Below are 26,207 nucleotides of genomic sequence, written 5' to 3'. Positions count from 1 at the left end.
CGAAGGAGAACCGAGAATGTCCAGGCAGAAGATCCTTGGCGTCGCTGTGGCCGTGGCCGCGCTGTCGTTGGCAGCGTGCGGATCCAACTCGCTCAGCGGCGGCAGCGACGAACCGACCGGAGCGGCCTCCAGCGCCGCTGCACAACCGAGCCAGAGCGCGGACAAGGCGCTGTTCGACAAGCTGCCGGACAAGATCAAGAGCTCCAAGAAGATCATGGTCGGCTCGGACGCCAGCTATGCGCCGAACGAGTTCTTCGCCGGCGACGGATCGACCATCCAGGGTGCCGATGTCGATCTCTTCAACGCGGTCGCGGCCAAGCTCGGCGTCACCGCCGAATATCAGAACGCGAAGTTCGAGACGATCATCCTCGGCGTGAGCAGCGGCAAGTACGACGTCGGAGTGTCGTCGTTCACCATCAACGCCGACCGGATGAAGCAGGTCAACATGGTCAGTTACTACGAGGCCGGGACGCAGTGGGCCGAGGGCTCCGGCGAGTCGGTCGATCCGGACAACGCCTGCGGCAAGACGATCGCTGTCCAGCGCGGCACCGTACAGGACACCGATGACCTGCCGGGCCGCCAGCGCAAGTGTGGCGGCAACAAGATCAAGGTGCTGCGCTTCGACGGCCAGGACCAGGCCACTGCGGCCGTGGTCAGCGGCCGGGCCGATGCCATGCTGGCCGACTCACCGATCACCCAGTACGCGGTGAAGCAGTCCAAGGGCGCTTTGAAGACGGTCGGCGACATCTACGACGCGGCACCGTACGGCTTCGTCGTGCCCAAGGACCAGACCCAGTTCGCCGACGTGCTGGCCGAGGCGCTGAAAGAGGTCAAGTCCGACGGCTCCTATGACAAGGCGCTGAGCAAGTGGGGCATCCAGAGCGGCGCGATCGACGATTTCGCCGTCAATCCGAAGAGCTGAGGGGTCGGGGAACGCAGGAGCAGAACGACCGAGTTACAACGCCGAGGTCCAACGACCGAGGTACGACGACCGAGGTACGACGACTGGGGAAGAATGACCGAGGAAGATCGTCCGGGACTCATCCATGCCAGGCCGGTGCGGCATTACGGCCGCTGGCTGCTGGCTGCCGTCGTCATCGTGCTGGCGTTGATGTTCCTGAACATGATGATCTTCAACCCGGTCTTCGACTGGTCGCTGATCTTCGAGGTGATGAACCAGACCCCGGTGATCCGCGGCATGCTGGTCGGCACCCTGCTGGTCACGTTGCTGACGATGATCATCGGGGTGGTCGGCGGGGTGATCCTTGCCATCATGCGACTGTCGGACAATCCGATCTTGAAGGGCGTGGCATGGTTCTACGCCTGGGTCTTCCGGTCGATCCCCCGCTATGTGCTGTTGGTCTTCATGGGTGCCGCGATGGGATTGATCTTCCCGAAGGGAATCGCCCTCGGTGTGCCGTTCGACTGGAAGATCATCGAATGGCTCGGCCTCAGCGGTGACTGGCGGTTCCTGACCGTCGATGCGAACCGGCTCTTCGGTGGTCTTGTCGGAGCGGTGATCGGGCTCGGGGCGTCCGAGGCGGCGTACATGTCGGAGATCGCCCGGGCGGGCATCCTCAGCGTCGACCGAGGCCAGCATGAAGCGGCCCAGGCACTCGGCATGAGCCGCGGCCGAACCATGTGGCGGATCGTGCTGCCCCAGGCGATGCGGGTGATCGTGCCACCGACCGGCAACGAGACGATCGCCATGATGAAGGACACCTCGCTGCTGACCGCCATCGGATCAGTGACCATGGAGCTGTTCATCCAGGTCTCGGCGATCGCAAACCGGACCTACCAGTTCGTGCCCGCGTTCACGGCCGCGATCCTCTACTACCTGATCATCACCAGCATCCTGATGATCGGACAGTCCTATCTCGAACGCCGGTTCGGCCGCGGCTTCGGTCGACGAGCAGCCACCGCGACATCCATCCAGCCGGCCGGTGGACTGCAGATCGGGAGCTCCCATTGAGCCCGACGCCTCCCGAGACAGCCGGACCGGTGGTCCACGCCGTCAACGTGATCAAGAACTTCGGCAGCCATCAGGTGCTCAAGGGCATCGATTTCGACGTGCATGCCGGAGAGGTCGTCTGCCTGCTGGGACCCAGCGGATCGGGCAAGACGACGTTGCTGCGGTTGATCAACCAGCTCGAGACACTCTCGGGCGGCCGGATCTGGGTCAACGGGGAACTCATCGGCTACCTGGAGCGGGACGGGCATCTCTACGTCCGCAGGGACCGCGACATAGCTCGGCAACGTGCTGAGATCGGCATGGTCTTCCAGCGGTTCAACCTGTTCCCGCACAAGACTGCGCTGCAGAACGTGATCGAAGCACCGCGGCAGGTCAAGCGGTTGCCCAAACAGCGGGCGATCGCGGAGGGCATGGAACTGCTCACCCGTGTCGGCCTGGCTGAGCGGGCCAACTACTACCCCTCGGAGCTGTCCGGCGGCCAGCAACAGCGGGTCGCCATCGCCCGTGCGCTGGCGATGCGACCGTCGTTGATGCTCTTCGACGAGCCGACCTCTGCACTCGATCCGGAACTGGTCGGCGAGGTCCTGAAGGTGATGCGCGACCTCGCCGCCGACGGCATGACCATGATCGTCGTCACCCACGAGATGGCGTTCGCGGGCGAGGCTGCCGACCGTGTGGTGTTCATGGACGACGGTGTGGTCGTCGAGCAGGGTCCGCCGTCGCAGGTGCTGGGGAATCCGCAACAGGAGCGGACCCGTTCGTTCCTGTCCCGGGTACGCCAGGAGGTCGACGCGGAGGCCGAGGCAGCCCGCGCGCTCGCCGCCCTGCAGGACAGGATCCTGCAGGATGAGCAGGTGCACGAGCAGACTGCGCCCAACGTCACGGTCGATCCCGAGCAGAAGGCATGACCATCATCGAACCCGCAGAGCAGGTCGGATCCGACTATCGGGTGATCTCGCTGGAGACCGCCGAACAGCGCCGGGACGCGGCAGAGCTGTATCGGTCGGTCTTTGGGTACGCCCATCCTGCCTACGGCGTCAACCCGCGCCTGTTGGCGGGAATCGCGGCCAACGGCGGCTCGGTGGTCGGCGCACTGGACCGCGACGACCGGCTGGTGGGCTTCGCGTACGGCTTCCTCGGCACCGACGGCAAGCAGACGTTCCACTACTCCCAGGCAGCCGTGGTCGCGCCCGGGTTGCAGGGTCATGGCCTCGGCCGCCGATTGAAGCAGGCCCAACGGGCGGTCGCGCTGTCCTGGGGCACCACCGTGATGCGCTGGGCGTACGACCCGCTGCTGATCCGCAACGCACACTTCAATCTCGACGTACTCGGCGCCAGGGGTGTTGACTTCAAGCCCGATCTCTACGACGAACGCGACACCGATCGGATCGTGGTCGAGTGGGACCTGACCGGCGGCGACCCTCGGCGCACCGAACGGGCCGACCTGCCGGACGCGGGTGTTTGGGGCGAGGTGATCAGACCGGGCATCACCAGTACGGGCTTCATCACGAACAGCTCGGACATCGATGGCGGGCGGGTGCTGTTGGCACTGCCGTCCGACATCGCCACCCTGCGCAGGGAACGCCCCGATCGGGCCGCCGAACTGGCGGCCATCGTACGCGACAGGTTGACCGGGCTCTTCGCCGACGGGTACCACGCCGTATCCTGCCATTCGGTCGGCGAGACGGCGTTCTACGTCTTCGACATCTGGTCGCAGGCGGACGCCCGGTAGCAACAGGAAGGCGGCAGGCTGGTGCAGGTTGTCAGGGCGCGGATGCACCGGGTGCGGCAGGCGTTGGTGCACGAGTTCCGTACCAGCTCCCATCAGAAGAGCTACCTGGAACACCTGCTGATCGAATTGCACGACGCCGACGGCGCCGTCGGCTGGGGTGAGATCGCCTCCCCCAGCGGCCCGTTCTACTGCGCGGAGACGACCGACAGCTGCTGGCTGGTCGCGAAGGACTTCATCCTTCCCTCGTTGATCGGCAAGGACTGGGACCACCCCGTCGAGGCTGCGGCCCTGTGGTCGAAGATCCGCGGCAACGAGTTCGCCAAGGCCGGTGTCGACGTCGCTGTCTGGGCGCTGTGGACCACCGCGACGGGTGTGCCGTTGGCCACCGCTCTGGGTGGCACCCGGACCGAGGTGGTCGCCGGCGTCTCCCTTGGAATCGAACCGACCATCGACGATCTTCTCCAACAGGTGCGGTTGCAGACCGCAGCCGGCTATCCGCGGGTCAAACTCAAGATCGCGCCGGGCTGGGACGTCGACTTGGTCAAGGCGGTCCGCGCCGAATTCGGTGATCTTGACCTGCACGTCGACGCCAACGGCAGCTACACCGAGAGTGAAAATCATCTTTCTGCGCTGACGACGCTGGACGACTTCGGCCTGACCATGATCGAACAGCCGTTCGCGCCGCGAAACCTGATGGCCCACGCCCGGATGCAGCAGAGGATCGGCACTCCGATCTGCCTCGACGAGAGCGTCGAAACCCTGGACGATCTGCACACTGCGATCGAACTCTCCGCCTGCAGAATCCTCAACATCAAGGTTTCCCGGATGGGCGGGTTGACGCCCGCCCGGGCAGCCCACGACCTGGCCCGTGATCATGACATACCGGTCTGGTGCGGCGGGATGCACGAATTCGGCATCGGCCGCGCGGCCAATGTAGCGATCTCCGCGCTGCCGGGATTCAGCCTGCCGTCCGACGTCTCGGCGTCGGCCAAGTACTACCAGCGCGACATCATCGTCCCTGAGGTGGTTGCCGACCGAGGTGTCGTCACGGTGCCGACCGGGCACGGCCTCGGGCACCGGATCGACGAGGAGCTGATCGCCGAACTCACCCTGGACAGCGTCGAGCTGTGATCACCGGCCGGGTGCTGATCACTGGTGGCACCGTCGTCGACGGCACCGGTTCGGTTCCCCATCCGGGCGGCCTGCTGATCGAAGACGGCATGATCAGCGCAGTCCTGCCGCCGGACGCGCAACTTCCCGCCGAGCTGACCATCGATGCCCGCAACAAGATCATCACACCGGGTTTCATCGACCTGCACAGCCACGCCGACTTCACGATCGCGTCGACACCCGGTGCGGTTTCCCAGCTGACCCAGGGAGTCACCACGCTGCTGGTCGGCAACTGCGGCTTCTCGCCCTTCCCGGTCACCGACCGCGAGGCGCTGATCACCGCGACCGCCTTCCTGAGCGACGGACTCGACTGGTCCTGGACCGATGCGAACGGGTTCGCCCGGGTCAACGACGCCGCCGGCCCGGCGCTCAACCTCGCACTTCAGGTCGGCCACAACGCGCTCCGGCTGGCCGCAATGGGGGAAGATCAACGGCCGCCGACGCCGGGGGAACTCGATCGAATGCGGATATTGCTCCGGACTGCCGCCCAGCAGGGGGCGTACGGCTTCTCCACCGGGCTGATCTATGCCCCGGGAAGCTACGCCTCCGCCGACGAGGTCACCGAGCTTGTCGCCGAGGCGTCCGCCGCGGGACTGCTCTACTCCACCCACATCCGCAACGAGGGGGAGCCACCTGCTGGAGGCGATCACGGAAGCGACCACCGCCGCGCGGCGGTCCGGCGCCCGCCTGGAGATATCCCATCTCAAGGCCGCCGGCCAGCTCAACCATGGCAGGATCGCCGACGCCCTGGACCTGATCACCCAGGAACGCGCAGCCGGTCTGGACGTCGCCTGCGACGTCTACCCGTACGACGCCTCGAGCACCACCTTGACCACCCGGCTGCCGGATCGGGCGCTGGACGGCGGCATCCCCGCGCTGCTGCACCGGCTGCGCGATCCCGATGAGCGCCACGGGCTGGTCGCAGAACTTGTCGCACTCGCACCCGCTCAGCTCGGACCGGAGCGGGTGATGATCGCGTCCGGACCGGAGTTCGGCCGAACCCTCGCCGAGGTGGCCCGAACCCGCGGCATCGACCCGGCGGAGGCGACCTGCCAACTGTTGGACGAGGCGCAGGGCGCCGTGAACGTGATCAACCACAGCATGAATCCCGACGACGTCGCCAACGCCCTCGCCTACCGACACAGCTCGGTGGCCAGCGACGGCTGGCTGATGACCGGCCCGGACGACCCAGGCTGGGGCGAGGGCCATCCGCACCCGCGGAACTTCGGCACCTTCACCCGGGTGCTCGGTCATTACTGCCGTGAGCACCAGCTGTTCGGGATCGCCGAGGCCGTACGCAAGATGACCACCCTGCCCGCCTCCCGGCTCGGACTCACCGACCGCGGCGTGCTCCGCCCGCGGGCGGTCGCCGATGTCGTCGTCGTCGACCCGGCGACGGTCGCCGATCGCGCCGACTATGCCGATCCGTGGCGGTTGTCGACCGGTGTCAGCGATGTGCTGGTCGCCGGCGTCCCGGTGCTCGCCGGCGGCGAACCTACTGGCGCGCGCCCCGGCCGGGTGCTGCGCCGTCCCTACCGCCCGACCCGTCTCCCGGGAGACGCCGTCCGGCAGTGAACGCGGTGGTCGAGGCCGGGAGGAAGATCGCAACCAGGACGACGGCCGCGGTCACGAACAGGCCGGCCGCCAGCCAGCCGATGCTCTGCCGGAAACCGAGTGCTATCGGCAGTTGCAGCAACTGCAACGCCACCGCCGGACCGCGGGCCCACTGCCTTGCGAGCCCGACGCCGCGCCCGACCAGCGCGAGAGCGACGCCCAGGGCGATCAACATGCCGCCGACGCCGATCCCGACGCCGGCCGACACCTTGTTCATCGACAACAGGACCAGGACCCCGTAGAGCAGCACGGCAGCCCCCTCGAGCCACAGAACGCCGGCCGCGATCCACAGCGCCGGACGGGCCCGGCGCACTGCTCCGGCCCGCTGGTCCGACGCGCCCTGTGAGGCGCCTGGGGACGAGCCCGGTTGCGGTGATGCAGCGGAATTCACCCGTTCACCTTAGGTCTAGCCGAGGAGAGTGTGGGTAACAGCCTGGCACTGGGTTCGAACGCGGGGATGACGCGCTCGAATGTGAGCGAGCCAACGTTTCGTAACCCTTGTGTGATCGTCAAATACTTGACAGTGTTGGTGCGCGAAACGCCGTACGGTGCATTGGATGCTGCCCGAGGCGGCACTGACACCTAAAAAGTGAGGAGTGAAAGCCGCATGGATTGGCGCCACAAGGCCGCCTGTCTGGATGAGGATCCGGAGCTGTTCTTCCCGATCGGTAACACCGGTCCGGCCCTGTTGCAGATCGAGGAGGCCAAGCAGGTCTGCCGTCGCTGCGACGTCCGTGACGCCTGCTTGCAATGGGCGTTGGAGGCGGGCCAGGACCACGGCGTTTGGGGTGGCATGAGCGAGGACGAGCGCCGTGCGCTGAAGCGCCGGGCTGCCCGATCCCGGATCAGAACCGCCTGACACAGAACGGGTGCGAAGCGCCGGGGCATCCCGGCGCTTTTCTATGTCCGTTCGGTGCTGCGCTCAGCGGTCAGCCGGTTCGCACGGGATCTCAACAACCGCTCGGGTACCCGGGGCATCGGTGCGATTGCTCAGCTCGAACGTTCCGCCGAGTTCGGTGACCAGGCCGGAGACGATCGACAGCCCGAGGCTGCGTCGCTTGGAGTCGATCACGGAGAAGCCGTCGGGGGAGACCTCGGCCGTCGGCGATCACCTCCATCCGCAGCCGACCCTTCGTCAGGCTCGGCTCGACCACCACCTCGCCGGATCCGTTCGCCAGGCTGTGCTCGATCGCGTTCTGGCAGATCTCGGTCATCACCAGCGACAGGTTGGCCGCGACACTGGACGAGACGACGCCGAAGCTGCCGTTGCGGTGCGCTCGTACCTCACCGTCCGCGGCGGACACGTCGCCCACCATCTTCAGGATCAGGTCGGCTACCTTGTCGAATTCGACCATCTCGTCGAATGCCTGGGATAGCGTCTCGTGCACGATCGCGATCGACGCCACCCGCGACATCGCCTCATTGAGGGCCTGCTTCGCCTCCGGCACGTCGATCCGGCGCGCCTGCATACGGAGCAGCGCGGCCACGGTCTGCAGGTTGTTCTTGACCCGGTGATGGATCTCCCTGATCGTCGCTTCCTTGCTGAGAAGTTCCCGCTCCTTGCGCCGGATGTCGGTGACATCCCGGCAGAGGATCACCGCGCCCGTCCGGACGCCGTGAGGGCGGAGCGGAACCAGGCGCATCAGCACGTGCGCTGTTCCGGCCTCGACCTCGACCTCCCGAGCGGTCTTCGCCGAGAGGGCCGAGGTCAGCGAGTCCTCGACCGGCTCGGCCGACGGCGGCACGAGATCGGCGGTCAGCGCGGCAAGGTTGCGGTCGATCAGGTCCCCGGTCAGGCCCAGCCGGCGGTAGGCACTCAGCGCGTTCGGGCTGGCATAGGTGACGTCACCGTTCGGGTCGGTCCTGATGAACCCGTCGCCGACCCGCAGGCCGACCATCGTGCCGCGTCCGCCGGTCGGGAAATCGCCGGCGGTGACCATTTCGGCTAGCTCCGAGGCCGACTCCCGGTAGGTCTGTTCAAGGACGCCGGCGGTCCGGATCGCCAACTGGTTGGTGTGCTGCTCGACGACCGCGACGGTCCGGCCCTCCCGGCCGACCGGGACGGCGTGTACGTCGACCGGGATGCCGGCCTGCAACTTGCCCTGGCTGGTCTGGGTGATCCGCCCACTGAGGAACGCCTCGGAGACCAGATGTTCCGGTGAGTACGCGATCAGGTCGCCGACCACGTCGTCGACCAGCGCGGTCGGTCCGGTGGTCGGACGGACCTGGGCTGCGGCCCAGAAGACGTTGGCATCGGGCTCGGGAACCCACAGCACCAGATCGGAGAAGGCCAGATCGGCCAGCAACTGCCATTCCTCGACCAGCAGGCCGAGCCACTGCTCGTCCTCGCGCGACAAGGCGGTGTGTTCGGCGATCACCTCAGACATCGACGGCATCGATGACCTCCCGTTCCTGTCGCCGGATTCCCGCCCCGCACCTGACACGGTTCTTTCGCAGCCGCTTCGTGTTTCCTGGGGATCAATTCCGCGGTGCCGGGCAAACGCATGATAGTTGTGTCCTCATGGGTATCGATGACGTGCCTGACCCCGAATCGGCCGACGGTGACCCACGCTGGCGTCTGACGCCGACGAAGATCCTGGCCACCGTCATTCTGCTCGTTGCGATCGTCGTGCCGCTGCTGACCTGGACCTATGCCCGGGACACCCCGCGGCTGTTCGGGTTCCCGTTCTTCTATTGGTACCAGTTCCTCTGGGTCTTCCTGGCCGCCGGCGCCTGCTATCTGGCCTATCTCCTGCTGCGCCGGGAGGCTCGTGACTACCGGAACGGCCGGCACGACACCGTCAATCCGCCCACCGGTCCGCCGCCCGACGAAGCGCCCGACGACGCGCCCGGCGACGCGACCGACGACGCGCTCGCCGACGACGCGAGCCACCGGCACGGAAAGGCGGAGTAGAAGATGCAGAACGTCAACTGGGTCGAACTGATCATCCTCGCCCTGCTCTTCGTGATCGTCGCGTTCATGGGATTCAGCGCCGCCCGCTGGCGTCGCGGCGAGGCCGGCCTGGATTCCTTGCACGAGTGGGGTCTTTGGCGGCAAGTCCTTCGGCACCTGGGTCACCTGGTTCCTGCTCGGCGGCGACCTGTACACCGCCTACACCTTCATCGCCGTCCCGGCCGCGATGTTCGCCACCGGTGCGGTGTCGGGCTTCTTCGCGGTCCCCTACACCATCGTCCTGTACCCGGTGATCTTCTTCTTCCTGGGCCGGATGTGGTCGGTCGCCCACCGGCACGGCTACGTCACCCCGGCCGACATCGTCCAGGGCCGGTACCGCAGCAGATGGCTCAGCCTGGCGATCGCGGTGACCGGGATCCTGGCCACCATGCCGTACATCGCGCTGCAACTCGTCGGCATCCAGGCCGTCCTCGAGGTGGCCGGTCTCGGCGGTTCGAGCGCCTGGGCACGAGACATTCCACTGTTGGTCGCCTTCGCGGTGCTTGCGGCCTACACCTATTCGTCCGGTCTGCGGGCGCCGGCCATGATCGCTGTGGTCAAGGACCTGCTGATCTACATCGTCATCCTGGTGGCGATCTTCTACCTGCCGGCCAAGCTCGGCGGATGGACCGGGATCTTCGATGCCGCCGAGGCGAAGATGGCAACGCCGAGTGCCGCCGATCCCAGCGTCCCGACCGGAGTCTTCATCCCCAACGCCAAGCAGGCCTGGGCCTACAGCACACTGGCCCTCGGCTCGGCGATGGCCCTGTTCATGTATCCGCACAGCGTTACGGCAGCGTTGAGTTCCAAGGATCGGTGGACGGGCCGACGGAATGCCGCGATACTGCCGGCCTACTCGCTGTTGCTCGGCCTGCTGGCGCTGCTCGGCTTCGTCGCGATCAAGGCCGGCACCAAACCGATCGGGCTGGACGGTCAGCCGAATCCTCAGTTGGTCATCCCACAACTCTTCGAAGATCATTTCCCGAGCTGGTTCGCCGGGCTCGCCTTCGGCGCGATAGCGATCGGCGCCCTGGTGCCCGCAGCGATCATGTCGATCGCCGCCGCGAACCTGTTCACCCGCAACATCTACCGGGAGTTCTTCAGAACCGACGCCACCCCGCAGCACGAGGCACGGATCTCCAAGATCGTCTCGCTGTTCGTCAAGGTGGGCGCTCTGCTGTTCGTTCTCTTCCTGGACAAACAGAACGCGATCAACTTCCAGTTGCTCGGTGGCCTGTGGATCCTCCAGACGCTGCCGTCGATCGTCTTCGGACTGTTCACCCGCTGGTTCCACCGCTGGGCGCTGCTGGCCGGCTGGGCAGCCGGAATGATCTACGGGACCGTGATCGCGTACGGCTATTGCAGTGCCTGCACCGTGAAGCATTTCGGCAGTTCGTTGGCGACGATGCCGATCTTCGGGATCACCGCCTACATCGGATTCACGGCATTCTTGCTGAATCTGATCGTGGCTGTGGTCTTGACGTTCATCCTGCGAGCCGCCAAGGTGTCCAACGGGTCCGACATCACCAAGCAGTCCGACTACTTCGTCGATGCGGACACCCCCGGGCTGATCCAGCCCGACGTCGCGGAGCGGATCCGCTAGCAAGGACTCCCCCGGGATTCGTTCCGGGGGCGGCCGGCGTGGCACAATGGCGTGCCTGCCGGACCGAATATCAGGAGATCGACTATGGGTAAGACCGGACGGAAGCGCCGCGCACGCCGCAAGAAGGGCGCGAACCACGGCAAGCGTCCCAACGCCTGAGACCAGGACATGACGCAGAGCAGGGGCGAAGGATCATCATGATCTTCCGCCCCTGCTGCTGTTCGCCGGTGCCGCAAGCGGCCATGATGGACCGATGAGCGTTGACCAGTCGTCCGGTCTGTTGACCTCCGGTGCAGTGGACTGGCCGGTACGCACCCAGCGGTTGAGCCTGCGGCCGGCCGACCGGCGGGACGCCGACGCCGTACTGGCCTATCGGCGGCTGCCCGAGGTGTCCCGCTGGCTGGCCGTTGCGCCCAGCGAACAGGAGTGGCCGGCTCATTTCACCGAGCAGCTCCCCAAGATCGTTGTGATCGAGCGCGCGGACGCCGTCATCGGTGATCTGATGGTCAGCGTCGGTGACGGCTGGGCCCAGGTCGACGTTGCCGACCAGGCCCGCGCTTGTGAGGCGGAACTGGGTTGGGTGCTCGATCCCGCGTACGCGGGCCAGGGGTATGCGACCGAAGCCGTGCGGGAGGCGATCCGAATCTGCTTCGCCGACCTCGGTCTGCGCCGGGTGACAGCGAACTGCTTCGCCGACAACGAACCGTCCTGGCGGTTGATGGAGCGGCTCGGGATGCGACGGGAGGTCAGCACCCGGAAGGACTCGCTGCACCGCGATCGGGGTTGGCTCGACGGTTACGGGTACGCCCTGCTCGCCGAGGAGTGGCCGGCCGAGTCAGCCTTCGTCGGTCAATGAGGCGCAACTGCGCACGAAACTGCGGATCCGCTCATTGTCGGCCGCCGTACGCCAGATCAGGCCCCAGCGGTAGGGCGGCGCGTCGAGGATCGGCAGGTAGCTGATGTCCGGCCGTCCGTAGTAGTGATGGGCGCCCTCCGGGACGAGACAGCTCCCCAGGCCGGCGCCGATCATGGCGAGCATCTCCTCGATCGTCTCGAAGACCGGACCGGGCCGGGGAAGGTCCGCCATCAGATTCCGGTCCCAGTCGTCGAGCGGGCCGGTGGCGGGCCGCATCAGCCCGGCCGATCGGAGGTCGTCGACGGTGATCGCATCCCGCCCCGCGAAGCGGTGCCCGGCGGGCACCGCCAGCCCGCGCGGCTCGGTGAAAAGCACGGGACTCTGGCTGAAGTCCGGGTCGCGGACGGGCAACATCACCGTCAGCAGCTGGATCGCCCCGGACCGGAGCTCGTCGGTTGCACTGCGCAGCGGGCTCTCGCGGACACTGATGTCGCATTCGGGGTGATCCGCGCGCAGCCGGGCCGCGGCGCGGAGCATCAGCCGGCCGGCCCGCGCGCCCATGAACCCGACGGTCAGGGTGCCGCGCAGGCCGCGGCCCGCTGCGGCCGCCCGATCCTCCGCATCATCCAGCTGCCGCGTGATCTCGTGCAGATCGTCGCGCAGTCTCGCCCCGGTGGCCGTCAGTTCGACCCGCCTGCTGGTTCGTTCGAACAGCACCACGCCAAACCGGCGTTCCAGCCGCTTGATCGTCTGGCTGATCCGGGCCGTCGACAGGTTGAGCCGATCGGCGGTCCGTCCGAAATGCAGTTCCTCGGCGAGGATCAGGAAGATCTCCATCTCGCGACGCTCCACAGTGGCCGCCCCTTCCGGTCGATTCATAATTCCTGCTTAACGATCGTTGCGCAATCGGCGCTTGCTCCACCACCGGGATCATCCGACAGTTGTCGGCAAGACACAGTTCGAAGGGAGCATCATGATCAATCTCATCCGATCCGGGCGCCGGCCCGGGAGAGCCCTGGCCGGCAGTGCTGCCGCGGCCGTGCTGCTCGCCGGCGGTGCGCCGGCAGCGCAGGCATACAACCCGGATCCCGTCGCGCACAAGTCACACAGGGAGACCAGCACCTGTCGCTGCGTCCTGAGCGACCCGATCGACCGCACGATCTTCGAACGCGACCCCGGAGGTGTCGGGCTGAAGATCCTGTTCACCACTCCGGGCACCAGCTGGCCGGTCGGCAAGATCGAATTCCACCCGCTCGACGAGAAGTTGTGGGTCTATGACAGCCGGAACGACGGGGACGCCTTCCACGTGACCCTTCGCTACTACCGGTCGGACGGCAAACCGATCCGGCTGGGGACGTTCACGGCGCCGGGCACGTCCAAGGAAGTCGACGTGGCGGTGTACGACCTCAGCATTCCCGAGGGGACGCTGGTCACCATCCAGGTGTTCGACGACGCTGATCTCACCGACTGGATCGTCACCGGCGAGGGAAGAGCTTGACCACCACGGCGACCGACACGCAATCGCGCTCGGGCATCCCGTTCCGGCTGCTGCGGCGACCCAGCGTCCTGATCGCGGTCGGCTGCTGGTTGGTGATCAACTGCTTCCTGATCTCCCGGGACCACCTGCCGCTGTCGGCCTCGTCGCTGGCCGATCCTCCGGCGATGAGCCGGGTCCTGACCACCGATGCGATGTTCCTCGAGGTCTTCGCCCTGATGGTGATCGTGCATCTGTTCACCCGCCGCCGCAGCGTGCCCGATATCGCCGACCGTGCGCCGCGGACCGACACGGCCCGGCGGGAGACGGTGTTGATGATCGGTTACGGGGTGTTGGCAATGGTCGGCGGGCTGTGCGTGGGCCGGGCGTTCGGCTGGCACGCCTTCGGCTTCCACCTCGACGGCATGGTGATCCGCACGACGCAGCAGGTCGGCATCGGTGAGACGCTCGCCTGGGCCGGTTACAACCTGATCGCGTACGCTGTCGTCCCGTTCGTGATCTTCCGTCGACGCTATTCGGCCGAACAGCTCAACCTGCGGTCGAGCGATCGAAGGGCAGACCTGTTGCTGATCACGGTCGTCCTGATCATCGAATCGGCCGTCCAGCTGGCGGTCGCCGGCGATGACTCGATCCTCGGTCTGCACCTGCGACAGGCGCTGATCGGTGCACCGGTAACGTTCGTGATCTCGTTGGCGGGCACTGTGCTGCCGACGATGGTCTTCGTCTACTGCATCCTGCTGCCGCGCTATCTCAGGCTGACCGGCTCAGTGGCGACGACCGTCATCCTGGGCGGCGTCACGTACGCCTTGCTGCACTTCTTCGACGGCTGGACCAATCTGGCGTCGCCCCTCGACGCGATGGTCTCGTTGGCGTATCTGCTGATCTTCTACACCGGGCCGGGAATGTTCAAAGCGTTCATCACGATTCGCACGGCGAACGCCTGGGCCCATGTCTGGTCCTATCACGCGATCGCGCCGCACACCCTGCTGGATGCGCCGATGTTCGTCCGCATCTTCGGCATCCGCTGACCGGAGCCGACACCGATCAGGACTCCCGGATCTCCACGGTGGTCGAGGTGGTGATCACAGCGTGGATCCTGGCGCGCAGATGTTCGGGGGCGACCTCGCCGCTGCAGCCACGCTTGATCAGCTTCTTCAGCGCCGCCTCGGCGTCGAAGGTGTCCAAGCAGGGCTCGCAAGCGGCCAGATGTTCACGGATCTGGTCCTCGTCGGCCGATCCCAGCTCATGATCAAGGAATTGGTACAGCCGGGAGATCGCCCGGTCGCAATCGGTCTCAGACTCACCGTGCCCGGTCATGCTCGGGCCTCCTGTTCCTGGTCATGATTCTGCTGATCACGGAGCAGGCCGCGTTCTCGCGCGTAGTCCTCCAGCCGGCTGCGCAGCTGTTTGCGGCCCCGATTGAGCCGGGACATCACGGTGCCGATCGGCGTCCCCATGATCTCCGCGATCTCCTTGTAGGCGAATCCCTCGACATCGGCCAGGTAGACGGCCAGCCGGAAGTCCGGCGCAAGCGCCTGCAGAGCTTCCTTGACGTCGGAATCGGGGAGGTTCTCCAATGCGACCATTTCGGCGGACTTGAGTCCGCTCGAGGTGTGCGACTCCGCCCGCGCCAGCTGCCAGTCCTCGACGTCGGCGCCGTCGGAGACCAGCGGTTGCCGCTGCCGCTTGCGGTAGTTGTTGATGTAGGTGTTGGTCAGGATCCGATAGAGCCAGGCCTTCAGGTTCGTTCCCGGTTGGAACTGCCGGAACGAGGAGTAGGCCTTGGTGTAGGTCTCCTGCACCAGATCCTCTGCATCAGCGGGATTACGGGTCATCCGCATCGCCGCCGCGTACAGCTGGTCGATGAAGGCGAGCGCGTCGGCCTCGAACCGCTGCCTGCGCTCGGCCTCGGTCTCGTGGTGTTCCTCCGTGCCGACCGTGCGGTCGGCGGAGTTTTCGGAACCAGAAGGAATCGTCATCAGGTACGAGAGTACCGGTGACGTCGATTGACGCGTCTGTCCAGTCAGGGTGCTCATCATCAAAGGGTGAAACAGCAGCCTGACGTCGGTATTCCCGGATCAATCGGCCAGCAGGTCCAGGACGGCTCGTTCGACCCGCGACCGCACCCGCGGCAAGCGGAGATCGTTGGAGCCGACCCGCTCCAGCGCCGTCCGGATCGTCTTCCCGTGTTCGTACAGATCGAAGAGCCGGGGGTCGACGTAGGAGCTCCTGGCCACCGTTGGCGTGTTACCGAGCAGTTCGGCGACTTCGCGGAGCACGGCGGTCTCCGCGCGACGCGCCGCCCGACCGGATCTTGGCGGCGGCTGCGCTGCGAGTGCGGTGGCGGCAAGTACCGTCGCGTTCCAGGTCCGCAGATCCTTCACCATGTACTCCTCGCCGACCAGTTCCTTGAATCGGTCGTTGAGGTCTTCCGCCCGGACCGGACACAATTGCCGGCCGGTGCGGTAGACGAGCAACCGGTCGCTGTCCGACCGGATCCGTTTCAGGCCAAAGACCGCTCGGGCCAGTGGTTGGTCGACCAGCGACAGTCTGCGGTCCAGACTTCCCTTGGCGGTGTAGCTGAAGGTGACCCGCGGACCGCTGACCCTGACATGGTCGCGCAGCAGGGTCGCCACGCCGTAGGTGTTGTTGGCGTCGGCGTACTCCTCGCCGCCGGTTCGGAAGACGCCGTGGTCGAGCATCCGCAACGCCACGGCGACGGTCCGGGGGCGCGACCAGCCGCGACCGGACAGCTCTCCCTCGACCGTCCGCCGGAAGCGCGGCAGCGCCGGCGCGAGTTCCAGCACCCGGTCGTACTTCTGCTCGTCACGCTGCCGTCGCCACTCCTGGTGATACAGGTACTGCCGGCGCCCGGCGTCATCGATACCGGTGGCCTGGATGTGCCCGTTGGGCCATGGGCAGATCCAGACCTCCTTCCAGGCGGGCGGGATGGCCAGCGCGCGGATCCGTTCGAGGTCCTCATCGCCCGCCACCGAGCCGTCGGCAAGCAGATAGCTGAAGCCCTTGCCACGGCGTCGGCGGGTCAGCCCGGCAGCAGAAAGATCACTGCGCCGCAGCCTCACCCCACACCTCCACCGCGCTGTTCCGCGTTGTCGACGACCCCGTTGGCGTCCATCGACCGGTGCCGCGATGGTGCCCCGTCAGGGACGCGATCAAACGCCGTGACACCTCTCGCGGTTACGTTTCACACCATGTCGCTCAGCAAGCCGCCCACCGGAAACGGATCAAAGACGACGGGTTCGGCGCTCAGCCGCATCTCGGCATTCGCCGCCGGCGTGGCGATGGCCAACAGCGGTCCGCATCTGGCATCGCTGATCACCGGGCGGGAACATCTGACGCCGCTGGGCGGGCGTTCCTCCGGCCCGCTGGTCAACGGTGTCTGGGCATCACTCAATCTGGCGGTTGGAGTCGCCCTTCTCCAGCCGTCCCGTCGTCGTGGTGGGCGCCGTTGGGACAACGACCTTCCGGCGTTCGAACTCGGCTGCCTGTGCCTGGCGGCCTGGTTGGCGGCCAGCGAGGCATTCCTCGCGACGTCCAACCATCACCGCGACTGAAGGCAGCACGCCGACGGCACCGTCACGGCTGCCCGGCCCGGGTGAGCACCCCTTCGATCAGATGTCGTAGATCGCTCTTGGTACGCGTCACGCTGCGGCCGTCGAGGTACCGGAGCTGATGCCAGGTGGCCACGTCGAGGATGGTGACCAGCAGTCCGGCGACCACCGGGGCCCGGTCGGTGCCGGCGCTCGCCAGCTGTGGGGCGAACACCTTCTCGATCCATGCCCGGTGGAACTGGCGGCCGTACCGGACCGCCTCGGCGACTCCGTCGGAGCGCTCGGCCTGCGCTCGCATCCGCATCGCCCCGAGACCGGTCTTCTCGTAGTCCCCGACCGCGGTGTTGATGATCGAGGTCAGCTCTCCTGGGCGGGCGCGTGACCGATACCGCTCGATCTCCGGGCCGATCAGTTCGACGATGCCGGCCAGATACAGGCCCTCCTTCGAGCCGAAATGGTTGATCACCGTCTGCTGGGACACCCCGGCCGCCCTGGCGACATCGGTCAGGCTCACTTCGTCATACCAGCGCTCGTTGAAGAGTTCCTCGGCGGCGACTCGCAGGATCGTCATCCGGGTCTGCTGGAAAGCCTTCGCCCGGGCGCCGAGCCGGTAGTTGCGGCGGGGTGGTCGAGATTCTGATTCGTTGGGGCTTGACACAAATTAATTTTAGCATGCACCATTGAAGTCAGTCATCCTCATCCACTCACGAATCGGGGGAACCTCTCATGGCGCGCATCCTCGCCTACACACCACCGGCCACCGGACATGTCTTTCCGCTGGTCCCGGGCCTACTCGCCCTGCAACAACACGGGCATCACGTGCACGTTCGGACCTCGCCGAAGGTCGTCGACGTCCTCGGCCGGAGCGGCCTCGACGCGTCATCCGTGGCACCGGCCGTACTGGACCCGACTCCGACGGCCGGCCATTCGGCTACCAGGTCCGGCCAGCTGGCCACCGGCCTCAGCGATATGCTCGGCCGAGGTTCGGCCGAAGGCGCTGATCTCGACGCGGCAGTCCGGGAGGTCCGTCCCGACGTGATCCTCGTCGACGGGATGGCCTTCGGTGCATTGGTCCGCGCCGAGGCGAGTGGCCTGCCGTGGGCACTCACCCTGCCGTCGCTGCTGCCGCTGCGCGAACCCGGGATTCCGCCCTACAGCCTGGGCCTCCCGCCCGCCAGGACGCCGTTCGGACGAGCCCGCGACGCCGTACTGTGGCCCGTCGTCGAGCGCGCCTTCGGCAAGGCGCTCCTCCCCGGCCTGAACGCGCTGCGCCGGGAGGCCGGCCTGGCAGAGTTCACGTCACCGCTGGACGCCTACCGCACCCCGGACCTGGTGATCGCGATGACCGGGGAACCGATCGAGTACCGCCGGCGTCACCTGCCGGACAACGTCCGCTTGGTCGGGTTCCAGCCGTGGGATCCGCCCGCGGCGAGCCCGGACTACCTTCGCGAGCAGGGCGATCCGTGGATCCTGGTGACCTGCTCGACGGACTACCAGCACGATGAACCGCTGGCCGGGACCGTCGCCGAGGCGCTCGCAGGCGAGCCGTACCGGGTGCTGATCACGTTGGCCGACAGCTACGACAAGATCGACCTGGAGAAGGCTGCCCCGAACATCGTCGTCGAACGCTTTGTGCCACACGCCGCTGCCCTGCAGCACGCGGCCGCGGTGATCACTCATTCGGGCATGGGCATCGTCGGCAAGGCGACACGGGCCGGTGTTCCGATCGTCGCGGTGCCGTTCGGTCGGGACCAACCCGAGATCGCCCGGCGGGTCGTGGAAGCCGGCACCGGAGTTCGGCTGAAGGCGGACCGGATGACTCCCGAGCGGATCCGAACGGCGGTACGGCAGGCCATCGCGCTTCGACCGAGGGCGGCCGACGTCGCGGCCGGTCTCGCCGCGACCGATCCGGTCACCGCTTTCGCGGACGCGGTCCTCGAACTCATCACCGACGCGGACCGGATGCCGAGCAGCAGGGCGACCACGTCCCGATGATCAGCACCGCCATGGCCGACCGGTCGGGCACCCGGCCGGTCGGCCCGGCGGTGATCGGGCCGTCGACTGCGATAGAACATGACGATGCCGACTACAACTGATCCGCGCGCCGCCGTCATCGGACTGGGCGCCATGGGTGGCCGGGCGGCAGCGGCACTCGCCACGGTCCGGCCGACCCACGGCTACGATCCGGTCGCCGCGTCGCGCGGCCGGGCAGCCGAACTCGGCGTCGCGGTACATGATTCCGCTGCCGCCGCAGCGCGGCAGGCGGATGTGATCTTCCTCTCGCTGCCCACACCGGACGTCGTCCGTGCAGTGATCACCGATCTTGACGATACGGTCCGCGACAGGACCATCGCCGACCTGTCGACCATCGACCCCGACACCGCGCGCGAGGTGGCAGCCACCGTCGGCGATCACGGCGGCCGCTATGTCGACGCACCGATCCTCGGTCGGCCCGCCGCCTGCGGCAACTGGACCTTGGTCTGCGGCGGAACAGATTCCGATATCGCCATGATCACCGACATCGCCGTCGGAACCATCGCCAGGGCGACCCACCGGATCGGTGACGTCGGAGCGGGGGCGACGCTGAAGTTGCTGAACAACCTGATGTTCGGGGCGATCAACACGATCACCGCCGAGGTCGTTTCCCTTGCAGAACGAGCCGGGATCGATGCCGACCGGTTCTCCGGTGTGATCGCCGAGTCCGGCGCAGCGAGCGTTTCCGGATTGTTCCGCGACATCACCCCGCGGATGGCCGCACACAGCTACGATCCGGCGTTCGCGATCAACCTGCTGGCCAAGGACGTACGCCTGGGAAGTGATCTCGCCAGGAGCCTGGGTCGTTCCGCGCCGATGGCTGACCTGGTGCGTACGATCACCGAACGTGGGTGGCCGAGGGACTTGGTGATCTTGATACGGCCGCGGTGATCGAGGTCTACCGCAAGGAGGCGGACCGACCCGACTGACACGAGCTGCCCCGGTTGTCGGGCCGGTCGCAGCGCTCTTGATCAAGGGGAACGCGTTCAGTGCGGAGAATCGAGGACGGGCAACAGGAGATGATCACCCGATGAGGACGATCCGGCTGGAGTACGGCGACGGAACGGTTGACGCGCAGGTCCCTGACGACGCGATCGAGATCGTCACCGGCCGCGCTCACCAGGAGCCGGAGCCGCTGGCCGATCCGGTGGCTGCCACCCGGGACGCACTGCGGTCCCCACTCGGCATGCCGCCGATCAGCCAGCAGGTCGGGCGCGGATCGAAGATCACCATCGCCTTCCCCGACAGGGTGAAGGGCGGCGTCCACCCCACCGCCCACCGCAGAGTGACGATCCCGCTCGTCCTCGACGAGCTGGAACGCGCCGGGGTCCGGGCGTCCGACGTCACCCTGGTCTGCGCGATCGGCCTGCATCGCAAGAACACCACCGAGGAATTCCGATCACTGCTCGGCGACGCGGTGCTTGATCGACTCGGCGCCTCCCAGATCGTCAACCACGACGCCGAGGATCCGGACAACGCCGACGTCGGGGTGTCCCGGCACGGCGACCCGGTCCAGCTGAACCGGCGGCTGCTCGACTCCGATCTGACCATCCTGCTCGGTCACACCTCGGGCAACCCGTACGGCGGGTTCAGCGGCGGTTACAAGATGCCGGCCACCCGATTGACCACCTGGCGGTCGATCCGCGCCCATCACTCCCCCGCCAGCATGCACCGGCCGGACTTCGTCCCCGCGTCAACCGACAGTCATTTCCGGCACCAACTGCGTTCCATCGGCAGGGCCATGGAGGCCGCGATGCCGCGGCCGTTCTTCAGCATCGACGCTGTCCTGGACTCCGGGTCCCGGCAGCTGCTGGTAGCCGCCGGCGCGGTTCCCGACGTCGAGGGAGCCACCTGGCCGGTCGCCCGGCAGCGGACCGAGATCATGCTGGCCGGCCCGCCGGCCGATGTGTTGATCATCGGCATGCCACGCAACTTCCACTATGGCAACGGGATGGGTTCCAATCCGATCCTGATGACCCAGGCGATCGGGTCGTCGATCACCCGCGCCGGGTCAGCCCTGCGGAAGGATCCGGTGATCATCGCGACGTCGATCTGTGACGGATTCTTCAACGAGCCGGAGTTTCCCGCGACGGTCGCCCTCTACGACGCCTTGCAGGGCGTGGATTTCGTCGCTGATCTCGTTCGGTTCGAGGACAACTATGCGACCCGGGAGGACTGGGTCGACGCCTACCGGTCCGGAGTGGCATACCACCCGTTCCACGCGTTCTCGATGGCCTACATGGGTGGCGTGGCGATCAACAGGGCGTCGGCGATCTTCATCGCGGGCGCAAAGGACGTGGGCTACGCCCAGGGCATGGGCTGCAGGCCGGTGGCCTCCGTCGAGGACGCGCTGGCCGCTGCCGAACCGCAGGTTGGCAGAGACCCGAAGATCCTGGTCGTGCCGAAGTTGTCGAAGCCGGCCTACCACCTGGTCGGCGGCTGACATCGGCCGTCGCCGCGGTCACTCCGCGACGAACCCGAGGACAGCGTCGGTGATCAGGTCTCGGACCTGCGCCGGGCTGATCGGGGCGGACTTCGCAGTCTTCATCGAGTGGTCGGCGCCCGGCACAGCGACGATCGAGACCGTGTCGCCGGGTGCAACCAGGTCCCCTAGCTCCTCGGCGGTGCCGAAGCTGTCCCGCTCCCCCTGAACGACCAGCCGCGGTAGTGCGGCGCCGAGCAGTTCCGCGGCCCTGCTGCGGTCGGGTCGGCCCGGTGGGTGCAGCGGGAATGCGCAACAGACCACCCCGCGGACATCGGGGAAGCCGGGCGCCGTCCGGCAGGCGACCCGGGCGCCGGCGCTGCGGCCGCCGAAGTAGTACGGGAGCCCAGGCAGTTCGGTCAGCAGCGACGGAACGGCCGCGTTCCACGCGGTGTCCAACCGGGGAGGCGGGCTGGCCACCTTCTTCCCGGCCAGTCTCCAGGGCTGCTCGAACCGGGCCACCGTGACACCGTGATCGGGCAACCGACTGGCCAGCACAGAAAGATCGACGGCATCGACCCCGCCTCCGGCGCCATGACCCATGATCAACAACGCGGCCGGCGTATCGGCATCGGCGATCCAGAACCGGCCGGGCCCCTCGGGCGTCTCGATGTCCAGGTGACGGTTGCGTGTCCGCGGCGGCATCAGAACAAGGTCTCCTCGGCGGGCTGGTCCACTTCGGCCAGCGGCCGCACCAATTCCGGGCCGTTGTTCTTGACGTTGCTGACCAGCGGCGCGACCGCGTACGCCTCGAGCAGCGCCGGTTCGGTCACGGCAAGCAACTGCCGGGCGGCGTCCGGATCGGTCTGCTTCGGATCGAGCCAGGCGTCCCAGCGTTCCGGAGTGATCACCATCGGCATCCGGTCGTGGATGTGTCCGACGGCGTCGGTCGCCTGGGTGGTGATCACCGTGCAGGTGCGCAGCCAGGCGGAATCGTCGTCGCGATCCTTCGTCGGATCCCGCCAGATCTCGTACAACCCCGCCATGGCCAGCCGTTCACCGTCGGCGCGGTGGATGAAGAACGGCTGTTTGCGCGGCTTGCCCCCGTTGACTCCCGGCGTCCTGAGTTCGTACCACTCGTAATAGCCGTCGGCGGGCAGCAGACAACGGCGCACCGCGCAGGCGCGTTTGAACGCCGGCTTGGAGGCGACCGTCTCGACCCGGGCGTTGATCATCTTCGCGCCGGTGTTGCGCGCCTTGGCCCAGGACGGCACAAGTCCCCAGGTCAGCGGGGTCAGCCGACGCCGCACATCACCGGTGTCCTGGCCGTCGGACTTGACGCTGCGTTCCAAGATCGCCGGCACCTCGACGGTGGGGGCGACGTTGTAGTCGGGCCCGGGGAGTTCTCCGATGATGTCGTCGACCTCGTACTCCTCGGCCAACTCGTCGGGGGAGGCCGAGGACGCATATCTGCCGCACATATTGGGTACGGTAGTCGAGCGTTCCCACTGGCTAGGTGTTAGGAATGAGGATATGACTCTGTTGCGGGCCGTCGGCCGAACCATGATGTCCAGCTACTTCGTGTTCAGCGGCATCCGAGCCATACGCAAGCCCGAGGATTTCGTCGCCGACGCGCAACCGCTGACCGATCGGCTGGTGCCGGCCGCCAAGCGCTTCGCCCCGGACGAGGTGGCCGAGTTCATTCCCGAGGACACCGCAATGCTGGTCCGGATCAACGGCGCCGTCCAGGTGGCCGGGGGGCTCGCCCTGGCCACCGGCAAGGGCCGTCGGCTCGGAGCCGGGCTGCTCGCGCTGTCGTTGGTGCCGACGACGATCGCCCGACACCCCTTCTGGAGCAAGTCGGACCCCGACGAGCGGGTCCACGAGCGGCAGCAGTTCATCAAGAACGTCGGTCTGCTCGGTGGTGTGATCATCGCCTCCAGGGACACCGAGGGCAAGCCCGGCATCGTGTGGCGGGCGAACGAGGGCCGCGAACTGGCCGTCCGGCGTACCCGCAAGGCGAAGAAGAACGCGAAGAAGGCGCTCAAGAAGAACCGTGGCAAGGACACCGCCGCGGCGATCGGCACCGGTCTGACCGCCGTGAGCGAGGTGCTCGGCGAGGCGGTCGAGGAGGTCGTCGCCGAGGGACGGAAGGCGCGCAAACAGGCCGCGAAACGGGCCAAGGAGGCTCGTCGGGAGGCGACGAAGCGCGCCGAGGAGGCGCAGAAGGCGGCACGCAGGTCGGCCAAGAAGGGCGCGAAGAAGGTGCGGAAGTCGACCGGCGACGTCCAGAAGAAGGCCTTGAGCGCGGCCGAGGACGCGGGCAAGAACGTCCGGAAGTTCACCGGAGAGGCCAAGGCCCAACTCGGTGAGCACATCCAGCTCGGGCAGAATTGATCGACCCGCACTGATCGATCCCGACGAGATATCTGGAGCCATGCCCGAACCGCAACCTTGGACCGCGCCGCTGGCTCCGGTCCCGCTGAACGCAACCGTCACGATTCCCGGATCGAAGTCCGAGACCAACCGCGCTCTGATCCTGGCGGCGCTGGCCGACGGGCCGTCGGTGATCACCGGCGGGCTGGACGCCCGCGACACCCAGCTGATGCGTCAAGCGCTCCGGGCACTCGGCGTACGGATCGAGGAGAACGGCGACCGCTGGGAGGTCACGCCGCCCGAGGTCTTCGCAGCCGCGGAGGAGATCGACTGCGGGCTGGCCGGGACCGTGATGCGGTTCGTTCCCCCCTTGGCCGCCCTGGCTGCCGGCACAACGCGGTTCGACGGTGACGAGGGCGCCAGGATCCGGCCGATGGCCGGGCTGTTGGACGGCCTGATCGCCGCCGGCGCAAGCATCGACCGGGGCGCCAATGGCCTGCCGTTCACCATCACCGGACGCCCGGACCTGCCCGGCGGCCAGGTCGTCATCGACTCCTCGGCGAGCAGCCAGTTCGTCTCCGGCCTGTTGCTCGCCGGAACACGGTTCGCCGACGGTCTCGATCTGCGGCACGAAGGGCCGTCGGTACCAAGCCGACCCAACATCGACATGACAGTGCAGATGCTGCGCGACCGCGGCGTACGCATCGAGCAGCCGGAACCTGATCACTGGATCGTCTCCCCCGGCACCATCGCCGGCGGTGAGTTCGTGATCGAGCCGGATCTTGCCAATGCCGCGCCCTTCCTGGCCGCGGCCGCGGTGACCGGCGGCCGGATCAGCGTGCCGCGCTGGCCGGCGAAGTCCAACCAGCCTGGTGCCGCGATCGCCGACCTGCTCGCCCTTTTCGGCGCGGAGGTCAGCCTTGACGGCGATGTACTGACCGTCCGCGGCACCGACAAGCTCGAGGCCGTCGACCTTGATCTGCACGACGCCTCGGAGTTGACCACGGTCGTAGCGGTGCTCGCGGCCCTGGCCGACCACACCAGCCACATCCACGGGGTGGCCCACATCCGCGGCCACGAGACCGACCGGCTGGCGGCGCTGGAGACAGATCTCGACGGTGTCGGCGCGGATGTCCGGCAGACCGACGACGGACTGGTCATCCGTCCCAAACTGCTGCGCAGCAACACCTGGCTCACCTTCGCCGATCACCGGATGGTCACCGCCGGTGCCCTGCTCGGTCTGGTGATCGACGACATCGAATTGGACGACGTCGGCTGCGTTGCCAAGACGATGCCCGACTTCGTCGATCTGTGGACGACGATGCTGGCCGACAGCGTGGCGGCGGAAGAAGAGGCTGGTCGGGCGTGACGCCCCGCGTGGTCGGCGAAGATGATCATGCCCGTTTCGAGCGACCGAAACGACGCACCCGGCCACGTACCAAGCTCAGACCGGACTATTCCGACGCCGAGGTCGGGATGGTGATCACCATCGATCGCGGCCGCTACACCTGCCTGGTCGGCGAGGACGGCGACACCCGGGAGGTGATCGCCACCAAGGCGAGGCAGCTGGGACGTAAGGGTGTCATTGTCGGTGACCGCGCCCGGTTGGTCGGCGACACGTCAGGTGCCGAGGGCACGCTGGCGCGGATCGTCGAAGTGCTGGATCGGGACTCGGTGCTACGGCGTACTGCGGACGACGACGACCCGTACGAGCGGCCGATCGTCGCCAATGCCACCCAACTGGTCATCGTCACGGCACTGGCTGACCCGCCGCCACGGACCGGGATGATCGACCGCGTTCTGGTCGCCGGTTACGACGCCGGTCTGCAGCCGTTGCTGTGTCTGACCAAGGCCGATCTCGGCTCGCCCGAGGAATTGGTGGCGATGTACGGACCGCTCGACGTGCCCATCGAGGTGACCCGGCCGGGCGCGGACCTGACGGGGCTGCGCCGTCGGCTGGCCGGCCACCGCAGCGTGTTCATCGGGCATTCCGGTGTCGGCAAGTCAACCCTGGTCAACGCCCTGATCCCCGACGCGAACCGGAGCACAGGCGTGGTCAACGAGGTGACCGGGAAGGGGCGGCACACCTCGACGGCGGCGTACGCGATCCGTCTGCCGCAGGTGCCTGGGATCGAGGGCGACTCCGGTTGGGTGATCGACACCCCCGGGGTCCGGTCCTTCGGACTGAGCCACGTGTCGCGGGACCGGATCGTGGCGGCCTTCGACGATCTGCCGCAGTACGTCGCGGACTGTCCGCGGGGCTGCACCCACGAGGCCGGCGCGGAGGAATGCGGCCTGGACGCGGCGGTGGCTCGTGGCGACCTGTCGGCCGAGCGGCTGGCATCCTTCCGCAGGATGCTGGTGGGAGAACGTGGTGGACCGGGCTCCTAGCCCGGTGGGTCGTCCGG

27 protein-coding genes and 3 pseudogenes are annotated in these 26,207 nt (G+C 67.2%); 21 read left to right on the top strand and 9 right to left on the bottom strand.

All coding sequences use genetic code 11. From position 1 onward, the window contains the following. Positions 1–16: 16 nt before the first annotated feature. The 7 genes and pseudogenes from GJV80_RS05165 (at position 17) to GJV80_RS05140 (ending at position 6,449) form a co-directional block, all read left to right on the top strand. Positions 17–922: an ABC transporter substrate-binding protein gene (locus tag GJV80_RS05165; protein WP_154686970.1), complete on the top strand. Its 906-nt coding sequence runs from the start codon at positions 17–19 to the stop codon at positions 920–922. Positions 923–1,015: 93 nt separating this feature from the next. Further along, a complete protein-coding gene (locus GJV80_RS05160; RefSeq protein WP_154686969.1) occupies positions 1,016–1,972 on the top strand; it encodes an amino acid ABC transporter permease in 957 nt (318 codons plus the stop codon). 29 nt (positions 1,973–2,001) lie between these two features. Beyond that, a pseudogene (locus GJV80_RS05155) lies at positions 2,002–2,748 on the top strand (amino acid ABC transporter ATP-binding protein); the annotation flags it as partial. Between the two features lie 128 nt (positions 2,749–2,876). Continuing rightward, on the top strand, positions 2,877–3,704 hold the full coding sequence (locus GJV80_RS05150; RefSeq protein ID WP_154686968.1) for a GNAT family N-acetyltransferase: 828 nt from the start codon (positions 2,877–2,879) through the stop codon (positions 3,702–3,704). A gap of 21 nt (positions 3,705–3,725) precedes the next feature. Next, positions 3,726–4,835, top strand: a complete 1,110-nt coding sequence (menC, locus tag GJV80_RS05145; protein WP_154686967.1) for an o-succinylbenzoate synthase — start codon at positions 3,726–3,728, stop codon at positions 4,833–4,835. A gap of 89 nt (positions 4,836–4,924) precedes the next feature. Next, a pseudogene (locus GJV80_RS23695) lies at positions 4,925–5,440 on the top strand (amidohydrolase family protein); the annotation flags it as partial. Continuing rightward, entirely contained in the window at positions 5,400–6,449 is a 1,050-nt protein-coding gene (locus GJV80_RS05140) for an amidohydrolase family protein (protein ID WP_230208149.1), read from the top strand. The pseudogene GJV80_RS23695 and the gene GJV80_RS05140, both read left to right, overlap by 41 nt. Here GJV80_RS05140 and GJV80_RS05135 read toward each other — a convergent pair. Further along, on the bottom strand, positions 6,370–6,879 hold the full coding sequence (locus GJV80_RS05135; protein WP_154686966.1) for a hypothetical protein: 510 nt from the start codon (positions 6,877–6,879) through the stop codon (positions 6,370–6,372). The two genes, GJV80_RS05140 and GJV80_RS05135, sit on opposite strands and share 80 nt — an antisense overlap. Before the next feature lie 216 nt (positions 6,880–7,095). On the opposite strand from GJV80_RS05135, the gene GJV80_RS05130 reads away from it, so the two are divergent. Beyond that, positions 7,096–7,347, top strand: coding sequence for a WhiB family transcriptional regulator (locus GJV80_RS05130; protein WP_091518273.1), 252 nt, complete (start codon positions 7,096–7,098; stop codon positions 7,345–7,347). A 63-nt stretch (positions 7,348–7,410) separates the two neighbouring features. On the opposite strand, the pseudogene GJV80_RS05125 reads toward GJV80_RS05130, so the two are convergent. Further along, positions 7,411–8,884: pseudogene (locus GJV80_RS05125) on the bottom strand (sensor histidine kinase). A 125-nt stretch (positions 8,885–9,009) separates the two neighbouring features. On the opposite strand from GJV80_RS05125, the gene GJV80_RS05120 reads away from it, so the two are divergent. From GJV80_RS05120 to GJV80_RS05110, 4 genes are all read left to right on the top strand, one after another. Then, positions 9,010–9,402 carry a DUF3311 domain-containing protein gene (locus tag GJV80_RS05120; RefSeq protein WP_154686965.1) on the top strand — a complete coding sequence of 131 codons (393 nt, stop codon included), beginning with the start codon at positions 9,010–9,012 and terminating at the stop codon, positions 9,400–9,402. Positions 9,403–9,514: 112 nt separating this feature from the next. Beyond that, positions 9,515–11,044 (top strand): monocarboxylate uptake permease MctP, encoded by a 1,530-nt coding sequence (mctP, locus tag GJV80_RS05115; protein WP_230208366.1) that lies wholly within the window; start codon positions 9,515–9,517, stop codon positions 11,042–11,044. Positions 11,045–11,128: 84 nt separating this feature from the next. Beyond that, positions 11,129–11,203, top strand: coding sequence for a 50S ribosomal protein bL37 (locus GJV80_RS24945; protein ID WP_369797015.1), 75 nt, complete (start codon positions 11,129–11,131; stop codon positions 11,201–11,203). A gap of 94 nt (positions 11,204–11,297) precedes the next feature. Beyond that, the gene (locus GJV80_RS05110; RefSeq protein ID WP_154686964.1) at positions 11,298–11,900 is read left to right on the top strand and encodes a GNAT family N-acetyltransferase; all 603 of its coding nucleotides are present in this window, start codon (positions 11,298–11,300) and stop codon (positions 11,898–11,900) included. On the opposite strand, the gene GJV80_RS05105 is transcribed toward GJV80_RS05110, so the two are convergent. After that, positions 11,880–12,779: a LysR family transcriptional regulator gene (locus GJV80_RS05105; protein ID WP_154686963.1), complete on the bottom strand. Its 900-nt coding sequence runs from the start codon at positions 12,777–12,779 to the stop codon at positions 11,880–11,882. The two genes, GJV80_RS05110 and GJV80_RS05105, sit on opposite strands and share 21 nt — an antisense overlap. A gap of 94 nt (positions 12,780–12,873) precedes the next feature. Here GJV80_RS05105 and GJV80_RS05100 point away from each other — a divergent pair, with 94 nt between their 5' ends. Both GJV80_RS05100 and GJV80_RS05095 read left to right on the top strand, forming a co-directional pair. Beyond that, complete coding sequence (locus GJV80_RS05100) at positions 12,874–13,398, top strand: hypothetical protein (protein ID WP_230208148.1); 525 nt, start codon at positions 12,874–12,876, stop codon at positions 13,396–13,398. Further along, on the top strand, positions 13,395–14,423 hold the full coding sequence (locus GJV80_RS05095) for a hypothetical protein (RefSeq protein WP_230208147.1): 1,029 nt from the start codon (positions 13,395–13,397) through the stop codon (positions 14,421–14,423). Before GJV80_RS05100 ends, GJV80_RS05095 begins: the two co-directional genes overlap by 4 nt. 16 nt (positions 14,424–14,439) lie before the next feature. Here GJV80_RS05095 and rsrA read toward each other — a convergent pair whose 3' ends face one another. Genes rsrA through GJV80_RS05080 form a run of 3 tightly spaced genes read right to left on the bottom strand, consistent with a single transcriptional unit; the run spans position 14,440 to position 16,478 of the window. Continuing rightward, positions 14,440–14,712: a mycothiol system anti-sigma-R factor gene (gene rsrA, locus GJV80_RS05090; RefSeq protein WP_154686962.1), complete on the bottom strand. Its 273-nt coding sequence runs from the start codon at positions 14,710–14,712 to the stop codon at positions 14,440–14,442. Next, positions 14,709–15,434 carry a sigma-70 family RNA polymerase sigma factor gene (locus GJV80_RS05085; RefSeq protein WP_370518818.1) on the bottom strand — a complete coding sequence of 242 codons (726 nt, stop codon included), beginning with the start codon at positions 15,432–15,434 and terminating at the stop codon, positions 14,709–14,711. Before GJV80_RS05085 ends, rsrA begins: the two co-directional genes overlap by 4 nt. Before the next feature lie 39 nt (positions 15,435–15,473). Next, positions 15,474–16,478 (bottom strand): DNA topoisomerase IB, encoded by a 1,005-nt coding sequence (locus tag GJV80_RS05080; protein WP_154686960.1) that lies wholly within the window; start codon positions 16,476–16,478, stop codon positions 15,474–15,476. 129 nt (positions 16,479–16,607) lie between these two features. Here GJV80_RS05080 and GJV80_RS05075 point away from each other — a divergent pair, with 129 nt between their 5' ends. Continuing rightward, positions 16,608–16,970, top strand: a complete 363-nt coding sequence (locus GJV80_RS05075; protein ID WP_154686959.1) for a hypothetical protein — start codon at positions 16,608–16,610, stop codon at positions 16,968–16,970. Between the two features lie 22 nt (positions 16,971–16,992). On the opposite strand, the gene GJV80_RS05070 is transcribed toward GJV80_RS05075, so the two are convergent. After that, positions 16,993–17,625: a TetR/AcrR family transcriptional regulator gene (locus tag GJV80_RS05070; RefSeq protein WP_154686958.1), complete on the bottom strand. Its 633-nt coding sequence runs from the start codon at positions 17,623–17,625 to the stop codon at positions 16,993–16,995. Positions 17,626–17,693: 68 nt separating this feature from the next. Here GJV80_RS05070 and GJV80_RS05065 point away from each other — a divergent pair, with 68 nt between their 5' ends. The 3 genes from GJV80_RS05065 to GJV80_RS05055 all read left to right on the top strand — a co-directional run bounded on the left by GJV80_RS05065 (position 17,694) and on the right by GJV80_RS05055 (position 21,444). Then, positions 17,694–18,962 carry a glycosyltransferase gene (locus GJV80_RS05065; RefSeq protein WP_154686957.1) on the top strand — a complete coding sequence of 423 codons (1,269 nt, stop codon included), beginning with the start codon at positions 17,694–17,696 and terminating at the stop codon, positions 18,960–18,962. A gap of 84 nt (positions 18,963–19,046) precedes the next feature. Then, positions 19,047–19,892: an NAD(P)-dependent oxidoreductase gene (locus tag GJV80_RS05060; RefSeq protein WP_195909168.1), complete on the top strand. Its 846-nt coding sequence runs from the start codon at positions 19,047–19,049 to the stop codon at positions 19,890–19,892. 139 nt (positions 19,893–20,031) lie between these two features. After that, positions 20,032–21,444, top strand: a complete 1,413-nt coding sequence (locus tag GJV80_RS05055; RefSeq protein WP_154686955.1) for a lactate racemase domain-containing protein — start codon at positions 20,032–20,034, stop codon at positions 21,442–21,444. A gap of 18 nt (positions 21,445–21,462) precedes the next feature. Here the strand turns inward: GJV80_RS05055 and GJV80_RS05050 are convergent, their stop codons facing one another. Both GJV80_RS05050 and GJV80_RS05045 read right to left on the bottom strand, forming a co-directional pair. Beyond that, positions 21,463–22,128: an alpha/beta family hydrolase gene (locus GJV80_RS05050; RefSeq protein WP_154686954.1), complete on the bottom strand. Its 666-nt coding sequence runs from the start codon at positions 22,126–22,128 to the stop codon at positions 21,463–21,465. Then, complete coding sequence (locus GJV80_RS05045; RefSeq protein ID WP_154686953.1) at positions 22,128–22,904, bottom strand: SOS response-associated peptidase; 777 nt, start codon at positions 22,902–22,904, stop codon at positions 22,128–22,130. Before GJV80_RS05045 ends, GJV80_RS05050 begins: the two co-directional genes overlap by 1 nt. A gap of 52 nt (positions 22,905–22,956) precedes the next feature. On the opposite strand from GJV80_RS05045, the gene GJV80_RS05040 reads away from it, so the two are divergent. The 3 genes from GJV80_RS05040 to rsgA are packed head-to-tail and all read left to right on the top strand — an operon-like array spanning position 22,957 to position 26,190. Further along, entirely contained in the window at positions 22,957–23,820 is an 864-nt protein-coding gene (locus tag GJV80_RS05040) for a DoxX family membrane protein (protein ID WP_195909167.1), read from the top strand. Then, positions 23,792–25,168: a 3-phosphoshikimate 1-carboxyvinyltransferase gene (gene aroA, locus GJV80_RS05035; RefSeq protein WP_370518817.1), complete on the top strand. Its 1,377-nt coding sequence runs from the start codon at positions 23,792–23,794 to the stop codon at positions 25,166–25,168. Before GJV80_RS05040 ends, aroA begins: the two co-directional genes overlap by 29 nt. Then, on the top strand, positions 25,165–26,190 hold the full coding sequence (gene rsgA / locus GJV80_RS05030) for a ribosome small subunit-dependent GTPase A (protein ID WP_230208146.1): 1,026 nt from the start codon (positions 25,165–25,167) through the stop codon (positions 26,188–26,190). The genes aroA and rsgA overlap by 4 nt, the downstream gene beginning before the upstream one ends. The last annotated feature ends 17 nt before the right edge of the window (positions 26,191–26,207 follow it).

The sequence above is a fragment of the Microlunatus sp. Gsoil 973 genome (assembly GCF_009707365.1).
Lineage (GTDB): Bacteria > Actinomycetota > Actinomycetes > Propionibacteriales > Propionibacteriaceae > Microlunatus.
The sequence above is the reverse complement of the archived record's forward strand: the minus strand, read 5'-3'. Positions and strand labels throughout refer to the sequence as shown.

Bases quoted from the DNA above. Each gene is read 5' to 3' on its own strand.
- GJV80_RS05165 (WP_154686970.1), top strand. From the start codon at position 17: ATGTCCAGGCAGAAGATCCTTGGCGTCGCTGTGGCCGTGGCCGCGCTG.
- GJV80_RS05160 (WP_154686969.1), top strand. From the start codon at position 1,016: ATGACCGAGGAAGATCGTCCGGGACTCATCCATGCCAGGCCGGTGCGG.
- GJV80_RS05150 (WP_154686968.1), top strand. From the start codon at position 2,877: ATGACCATCATCGAACCCGCAGAGCAGGTCGGATCCGACTATCGGGTG.
- GJV80_RS05140 (WP_230208149.1), top strand. From the start codon at position 5,400: ATGCCCCGGGAAGCTACGCCTCCGCCGACGAGGTCACCGAGCTTGTCG.
- GJV80_RS05130 (WP_091518273.1), top strand. From the start codon at position 7,096: ATGGATTGGCGCCACAAGGCCGCCTGTCTGGATGAGGATCCGGAGCTG.
- GJV80_RS05120 (WP_154686965.1), top strand. From the start codon at position 9,010: ATGGGTATCGATGACGTGCCTGACCCCGAATCGGCCGACGGTGACCCA.
- GJV80_RS05110 (WP_154686964.1), top strand. From the start codon at position 11,298: ATGAGCGTTGACCAGTCGTCCGGTCTGTTGACCTCCGGTGCAGTGGAC.
- GJV80_RS05105 (WP_154686963.1), bottom strand. From the start codon at position 12,779: ATGAATCGACCGGAAGGGGCGGCCACTGTGGAGCGTCGCGAGATGGAG.
- GJV80_RS05100 (WP_230208148.1), top strand. From the start codon at position 12,874: ATGATCAATCTCATCCGATCCGGGCGCCGGCCCGGGAGAGCCCTGGCC.
- rsrA (WP_154686962.1), bottom strand. From the start codon at position 14,712: ATGACCGGGCACGGTGAGTCTGAGACCGATTGCGACCGGGCGATCTCC.
- GJV80_RS05085 (WP_370518818.1), bottom strand. From the start codon at position 15,434: ATGATGAGCACCCTGACTGGACAGACGCGTCAATCGACGTCACCGGTA.
- GJV80_RS05075 (WP_154686959.1), top strand. From the start codon at position 16,608: ATGTCGCTCAGCAAGCCGCCCACCGGAAACGGATCAAAGACGACGGGT.
- GJV80_RS05065 (WP_154686957.1), top strand. From the start codon at position 17,694: ATGGCGCGCATCCTCGCCTACACACCACCGGCCACCGGACATGTCTTT.
- GJV80_RS05060 (WP_195909168.1), top strand. From the start codon at position 19,047: ATGCCGACTACAACTGATCCGCGCGCCGCCGTCATCGGACTGGGCGCC.
- GJV80_RS05055 (WP_154686955.1), top strand. From the start codon at position 20,032: ATGAGGACGATCCGGCTGGAGTACGGCGACGGAACGGTTGACGCGCAG.
- GJV80_RS05050 (WP_154686954.1), bottom strand. From the start codon at position 22,128: ATGCCGCCGCGGACACGCAACCGTCACCTGGACATCGAGACGCCCGAG.
- GJV80_RS05045 (WP_154686953.1), bottom strand. From the start codon at position 22,904: ATGTGCGGCAGATATGCGTCCTCGGCCTCCCCCGACGAGTTGGCCGAG.
- GJV80_RS05040 (WP_195909167.1), top strand. From the start codon at position 22,957: ATGACTCTGTTGCGGGCCGTCGGCCGAACCATGATGTCCAGCTACTTC.